The sequence below is a fragment of the Neglectibacter sp. CSJ-5 genome (genome assembly GCF_032490475.1).
GTDB classification, from domain to species: Bacteria; Bacillota; Clostridia; order Oscillospirales; family Acutalibacteraceae; genus Hominenteromicrobium; species Hominenteromicrobium mulieris.
In genome coordinates this window covers 1-6264 of the sequence record NZ_JAVYJC010000016.1, presented here as the reverse complement: position 1 = coordinate 6264, position 6264 = coordinate 1, and the positions used below count along the sequence as shown (strand labels likewise).

The following is a 6264-nucleotide window of genomic DNA, read 5'->3' as shown; positions in this document are numbered from 1 at the left end:
ATCTGATTCTTTTGCAACAGCAGATGCCGTTGTAGTTTTTCCTGTCCCCGGCGCACCTGTGATTACAATAATTCTACCTTGATTCATCTATATTTTACCTCCACAACTTCCGATTTGTCGTTCTGTTTAGTCCCCAAAGAACCTACTAAACCAGCTACGCTTTTGAACCGGTTCTGTCTCACGCTCCGGCTGATCGGCTCCGGACTTGCCGGAAAGAAGCTGCTGATGCATTGTCCCAGCATGGAGAGCCTGGGCCGCTGCCGCAGTCTGCTGTGCCGTCACCAACGCCGAGCTGACCTCCGCCAACCTTGCGTTCAGTTCCTCGATCTGCTTGTCCTTTACAGCAAGTTGCTCGCTTTTCCGGTCTAATTCTCCCTGCAGCATAGCGATCAAAGTGGTTTCGCAAGTTTCGCAACTTGCTTTCGCCTGTTGCGAAACTTGCTTTCGTTCAACACCTAAATAATGCTGATATATGGCGGTTTTTTGACTTTCGCTGATTGCGAAACTTCCTTTCGCATCTTTCGCAACATGGTTTCGCCTACACCATGCACGAACTGCCTGTTCCGACACGCCACATTCTATTGCAATTTCCGTTATTACACCCGCCAAATATCATCACCACTCTTTCATCCGGAGTTAATCTCAAAACAAATCGCTATGAGATCCCGTCCTTATCAATTTCAAAATCAAAGTCTGCCGAACAACTTTATAGACCAACAGCCAGTCCGGCTCGATGTGACATTCTCTCATGTCCTTATAATTTCTGGAATTAGTGAGAGCATGATCTCGATACGCCTCCGGCAACGGCTGCTCGTTACACAACAGCGTGATCACTTCCTCCAACTTCTTCGGATCGCAGCCTCTCTTGATCGCAAGCTTGTAATCTCGTTTGAACTGCCCCGAAAACTCCGGCTTAAGCATTCAGCGCCTCCATCAGATCTGCAACGCTATCAAACGGACCATACATATCCTCTCCCTTTTCTGCCGCCTCCATCGCCGCATAGGTAACAGCATTCGGCTCGTCAACCTTGACTTCAAAGGGAAGTCCATGACACCTAAGTGCCTGTCGATAAAAAATACCCGTTGCCGTACTCAAATCCATTCCGAGGGACTTAAAGAGAGCTGCCGCCTGTGCTTTCAGCTCCGGCTCCATTCTTATCGTCATATTTCCTTTAGCCATAATAGCACTCCTTTCCTCGTCATTTTTAGCTTGCACTAATATTATATTCAATATTCGTGACATTTGCAAGTGCATTGCAAATGTTTTTTTGCAACTTTTCTATGAACAGTGCTTTCTATATGCTAACACCGCAGCGTGTACATTTAGGGGGTGAAAAAGCCTTATTTCGCGCGGTTTTCAAGCCTCGTTTTCGGTGGGGTAATATAAAAACCCTTACCCGCCCCGAAAACGCCTTGTAGGGCGTTTCTGGGGCGTTTACAGCCCTTTCTTAAATTCCTCCACCAACAGATCGCTCAAAGCCTGTGATGGGCGTATTTTGACCGTTATATGCCCCTCCGGTACGGTGTCCCACCATTTGCGGATCGTTTTCGGATCAAGTCCGGTGTCCCTATGACAATCGGCCTTGCGTCCCTCTGGATGCTCCTGCCGCCACGCATAGACTTGCGCTTTCTTTTCTTCTGCCCCTTTTCTTCTCCATGTGCCGCCAGGATAATCCACTTCCTGCACCGCCCTTGCTCTTTTCAAATGCTCTTTCTGTGATCTACCATTCCTCTTGTTGCGCTCGATGCGAACATCGGTCAGAGCTTCAATATCGGAAATCGTGAAATTGTAATACTCCTTGTCGTAGGCTTCCAGCGCACTCCGTATATCTTCCTCGGTCAATGCGTTCTCATGCTTCACCATCTGCAGATCATCAAAAGCCTCTTTCATATCCTGCCGGAGCTGCTGCTTCGACACACCGCATTTGTAAGCATAGATAGCAAGGCACATCAAAAAGAAATACCGATGCCCGCCCTTTATCTCTCCGATCTGCCGCAGCCACCAATGGTAGAGCGCATACGGATCATCACCATGCACCTTTCCGGCAATATCCCACTTCTTGCGTCCTTTCTCGCCTCTCACAACAACACGCTCATACCACTCCGGATATGCCTCCCTCGCCTCAGCTCGTGTCATTTTGGATGGGCTGAAAGGCTTATTGACATCCACCCTGTTTTCTGGCTTTGCGTAGGCGTTCAGATAATCCAGCGTTACCCGTTCTCCGGTACGGAAAGCGACCAGCTCCGTCCCATGCTTGTCATTGATGCTGCCCACCATGCGGAAGCTCTGATTGATGGATTGATACTGGATCGCCTTGACCTGCGAAGTGCTGCCATACTCCCATAGCCGGAAAGTGAGGTCATATTTCAGACTTTTAAGCTGAATTTTTATATTCGGGTATAGGTCAATCGGCTGCTGGAAAACATAGTAGATATGCAGCCCTGTCCCCGACAGAACAAGGAAAGTCGGCATCGGCAACCGGCGCACTCGCTCCGGATCGCCGCCAAAGCGCAGAAAGAGGTTGCGCAGCTCGGCAAGACCTACGCCATCCAGATCGAAGATCAGAGCATACATCCGCTGGGCGTTCTCCAGCCTGTTCTCCTTTCTGCGATATGCAAGACCGCTGCACAAAGTAAGGCTGTTCCCCTCGACAAACTCCATGTAATCCTGTTCCCATGTGTCGTTATACATCTTCCTGCGCCGGAGCTTCTTATCCTCGCTCTGTTCGTCCCGATACAGATACACAGCGTTCGGATGGGAAAAATCCGTGTGCCGTTCTCCGGAGTTCTCATTGTCCGGAAACAGCTCTTTATAAAACTCATAGCCTCCGACCTCCGGATATTGTGCGCTCAAATACTCGTAGCAGCCTCGATAATTCTCGGTCATATTACCACCTCACAAAAGAAAAAGTACCAAAAAGAAAATCCGCTGCGGCGGGGATCGCCTGCGGGCGGGAAGGGGGAAAAGGGGGAGCAAAAGAGCGGCGGCTACGCCGCCTTAAAGAGAAAGTCACCTCCCCCTTTTCCCCCTCGCTGCGGGGCATTGAAAGTGCCGCCACTATGGAAAACCCGATGGGTTTACCACAGTGGCTTGGAAAACCTCTAACGAGGTTTACCACACTTCCAACACCCCTCCGCTCACCCCCCTTTTCCCCTCCGACTTTCTCCCTTTCAGAGAGAAAAAATATAGGTTGGGAGTACCCTTACAGGGGGCTTAGATTATCAATACAGCAATTCCCTATTTTCAGTTGTTATTATAGCCTGTCCGAAAGAGATTTTCAAGCCCTCCGGACAGGCTTCTTTTACAGCTCCATGCCGCCCATTCCTCGCTGGTGCTGCTGTTGCTCCTGCTGCTGTCCAATCTCCGGATCGGGCAGCAGCTCCCTCGCCTTTTCAAGCAGAGGACGCAGACGCTCCGGCAAGTGTTCTTCCAAGAAGTCCAGCATCCGACCGATGCCGTCCGTCAGACGCTCGGTGAAGCTGCGTTCCTCCTGCAGCTCGGATTGCAGATAATAGTTTTCATCGCGCAGCCTCCGGTTTTCCTGTTCAAGCCTCTGCTGCCGCTGCGCTTCTTCCAGCCGCTTCTTCATGGACGGCACCTGTGACCGCAGACGGGTGTTTTCCTCCGTCAGCTCCTGTACCTTGTGCCGATCCGTCACGCTGCGCAGTGCCATTTTCTTTAGCTGCTCGACCTGATCCACCGTCACGCCCTTTACTGCCCCTGTGAGCGTCTTTTCCGGCTGAATATCATGCAGGGGTGCATTTACCCTGTCAGCCTCCTTTAAGAGCCGCACAGTGCCTTTCAGAGCGTCCCGCTGCCGTTCCAGCTCAGCAACCTCCCGCTCTACTGCCGCTGTCTGCTGCTGCACCGCTTCCAGCCTCGCAGCCGCTTCCTTGAACTGCGGCAAGTCCATGTGCGGTCTGTTCGTGCCGAGAGAGATAATTTCAAAATCGTGCCGCTGGGCGATCTCCGTCAGAGCTTCTTTCTCCCGTTCCATCCACGCCGCCCATTCGGTCTGCTTTCTGCCGACACCGACAAACCCCTGCTGCTTCAATGCCTGTTTCATAGATACCCTTGTAGAAAGTCCTCTTGACTGCTCCGTTGCCACAGGGATAAAATCGACATGGAGATGGGGCGTTGCCTCGTCCATGTGCAGCACCATATTGAACACCCGCAGATGGGGGTTGCGTTCTGCAAAAGACTCCGCAAAATCTTTCAGAGCTGCCGCCGCCCGTTCTCCGTCCGGCGTACCGCACCCACAGTCGCTCATGTTGCCGATCTGGAAGATCGCTTCATGGAACAGCTTTTCCTGTTTACTCTGCCGGATATGCTCATAGTAGTCCGGTATCTTATCTCTCGTTTTGGTTTTCTTTGCGTTGTAGGCTGCGAGAGCTTCATCAAAGACCATATGATAGACCTGCTTCAGATCCTCGTTGCAGAAAACAATGTTCTGCTCCGTCCGGCTCCGGTCTACATTCGCCGCTGAGAAGCTGCGGTTGTTGTGCCGGATGCTCCCTGCACCTGTCATACCCGAAATCGTAACTCCCATAAAATCGCCCCCTTTCCGCTTATTCTTCCGTCCTCTATTTTATCATAAATTTCCGCTAAAAACAACCTCTTTGTTACTTTCTGGTGAGAAAGTAACGCAAAAGCACTTTCACACCGCCACCCCATCGGTGCAGCGGTGTGAAAGTGCTTTGCGCCCCTAAAGGGGAGGGGTTGCCGGAGCTGCTTCACTGCCGGCTCGTGCCTGCTGCTCTGCCAGCTCCGGAGGGGCGCTGCCCCTGCCGTCTGCGGACGGCTCCCCGACCTTCATCCCACCGATAAACTGGAAGTTGTCTAAAATAGTAAAGCCGTACCGCTTACTATTTTTTCTTTTACTGCTGAAACAGTATCTTTGATTGAATGCGTAGTTGTATCTATAACATTTAATTCATAGATTCCCAAATTGGAAAATTGCTCCCACATGGTTTCTACCAATTCGATATTTGTCTTTCGGTCTAACTTTGAGCGTTCAACAGCTCGCTTCAAGGTTTCTTCCTTACTCTGTTAATCCTGTTCAAATTTTATTCCTCCTCTGTGACTTCCATAAAAAGTATATCCTATGCGTTCTTAAGCTAGCTGCTGTTAGTGCTTCTCATTGCACCCTGGTTATAAAAGCCATACTCACAAACCTCTTCACCAAAACTCTTTACATCTCTAATATAGAACTCTATCTAGCGAACTTTTAGAAAAGATATAAAACATCAGAGTATGGACAGTTGCGGATGTACTTCAGAAAAGATTAGATGTCTAAAAAGCTTGTAGTTAAAGCTTTTTAGACATCTAAATCTAGGTACTAAAACAATTCATCCAGTAAAATATAATATTTTATTTTCTCCCAATCAGGCTTGATCCCCAGTAAGTCAAAAAATAGCTCGACATACTGTTCTTCCCCGATATCCTCCCTGATCGACCGGACGCAGAAGGCAATGTCATACCACTTGTCCGCCCTGCCGCTTCTCCCAAGATCAATAAAGCCACTTACTTTGCCATCTTTCACAAAGATGTTGCTGTCTCCCAGGTCGCCGTGGGAAAAGACAAGTTCCTCTTCGGGCTTTTCCGTCTTTAAAAAATCATACAGCTCGCGCGGATCTTTAAATGGAGTGTCTTCTTCCCAGTTTTCGCAATCCACATCGGCCAGATCGTTATTCAGTAAGTAATCCAATTCGGCTAAGCGGCTGTCTAAGCTATTCGTATAGGGACAATCCGATATGTCGATGGAGTGAAAGAGCCTGATGCACTCCGCATACAGCTCGATAATCTTTTCAGGGCTTTGTTCATCTTCATACTCTTCCGAGCAAAGGACGCCATCGGCCTCACTCATGAGCAGATTGCTCCAGCCATCATGCCGTTCAAAGTGCAGGACCTTTGGAACAGGCAGCTTTCCTTCCAGCCATAGCATCATGTCCTTTTCCCGTTCCACATCATAGGTGGTCCCTTTATACCGGCTGTCCGTCATTTTTAAATATAGGTTTTCATTTTCTCCCACCAGCTTATATACCTTAGCAGGAGACATTCCTTCCGTATCTTTTACGCAGCGGTATTTTTCGATCAGTTTTTTCAATTCCGGTGATATTCTCATTTTAGCCATTTATTATTTCCTTTCCAAATCTGATTCTTTTGCAACAGCAGATGCCGTTGTAGTTTTTCCTGTCCCCGGCGCACCTGTGATTACAATAATTCTACCTTGATTCATCTATATTTTACCTCCACAACTTCCG

At 49.2% G+C, this 6264-nt stretch carries 7 protein-coding genes and 2 pseudogenes; all 9 read right to left on the bottom strand.

Going from position 1 to position 6264, the window contains the following annotated elements; all coding sequences use genetic code 11:
* Nucleotides 1-87: AAA family ATPase (locus R2K26_RS15280; RefSeq protein WP_177820130.1), on the bottom strand; the 87-nt coding region annotated here is incomplete at its 3' end.
* A gap of 39 nt (nt 88-126) precedes the next feature.
* Complete coding sequence (locus R2K26_RS15275) at nt 127-609, bottom strand: hypothetical protein (RefSeq protein WP_076917214.1); 483 nt, start codon at nt 607-609, stop codon at nt 127-129.
* A 33-nt stretch (nt 610-642) separates the two neighbouring features.
* Nucleotides 643-921 carry a type II toxin-antitoxin system YafQ family toxin gene (locus R2K26_RS15270; protein ID WP_021632616.1) on the bottom strand — a complete coding sequence of 93 codons (279 nt, stop codon included), beginning with the start codon at nt 919-921 and terminating at the stop codon, nt 643-645.
* The gene (locus R2K26_RS15265; protein WP_033119556.1) at nt 914-1180 is read right to left on the bottom strand and encodes a type II toxin-antitoxin system RelB/DinJ family antitoxin; all 267 of its coding nucleotides are present in this window, start codon (nt 1178-1180) and stop codon (nt 914-916) included. The genes R2K26_RS15270 and R2K26_RS15265 overlap by 8 nt, the downstream gene beginning before the upstream one ends.
* A gap of 255 nt (nt 1181-1435) precedes the next feature.
* On the bottom strand, nt 1436-2887 hold the full coding sequence (locus R2K26_RS15260) for a hypothetical protein (RefSeq protein ID WP_199488597.1): 1452 nt from the start codon (nt 2885-2887) through the stop codon (nt 1436-1438).
* Between the two features lie 415 nt (nt 2888-3302).
* Entirely contained in the window at nt 3303-4550 is a 1248-nt protein-coding gene (locus R2K26_RS15255) for a plasmid recombination protein (protein ID WP_015517767.1), read from the bottom strand.
* Nucleotides 4551-4840: 290 nt separating this feature from the next.
* A pseudogene (locus R2K26_RS15250) lies at nt 4841-5047 on the bottom strand (hypothetical protein); the annotation flags it as partial.
* Between the two features lie 292 nt (nt 5048-5339).
* Entirely contained in the window at nt 5340-6134 is a 795-nt protein-coding gene (gene aph(3')-IIIa, locus R2K26_RS15245; protein WP_001096887.1) for an aminoglycoside O-phosphotransferase APH(3')-IIIa, read from the bottom strand.
* A gap of 9 nt (nt 6135-6143) precedes the next feature.
* Nucleotides 6144-6239 (bottom strand): annotated as a pseudogene (locus R2K26_RS15240) (AAA family ATPase); the annotation flags it as partial.
* Between the last annotated feature and the right edge of the window lie 25 nt (nt 6240-6264).

Bases quoted from the DNA above. Each gene is read 5' to 3' on its own strand.
- R2K26_RS15260 (WP_199488597.1), bottom strand. From the start codon at position 2,887: ATGACCGAGAATTATCGAGGCTGCTACGAGTATTTGAGCGCACAATAT.
- R2K26_RS15270 (WP_021632616.1), bottom strand. From the start codon at position 921: ATGCTTAAGCCGGAGTTTTCGGGGCAGTTCAAACGAGATTACAAGCTT.
- R2K26_RS15255 (WP_015517767.1), bottom strand. From the start codon at position 4,550: ATGGGAGTTACGATTTCGGGTATGACAGGTGCAGGGAGCATCCGGCAC.
- R2K26_RS15265 (WP_033119556.1), bottom strand. From the start codon at position 1,180: ATGGCTAAAGGAAATATGACGATAAGAATGGAGCCGGAGCTGAAAGCA.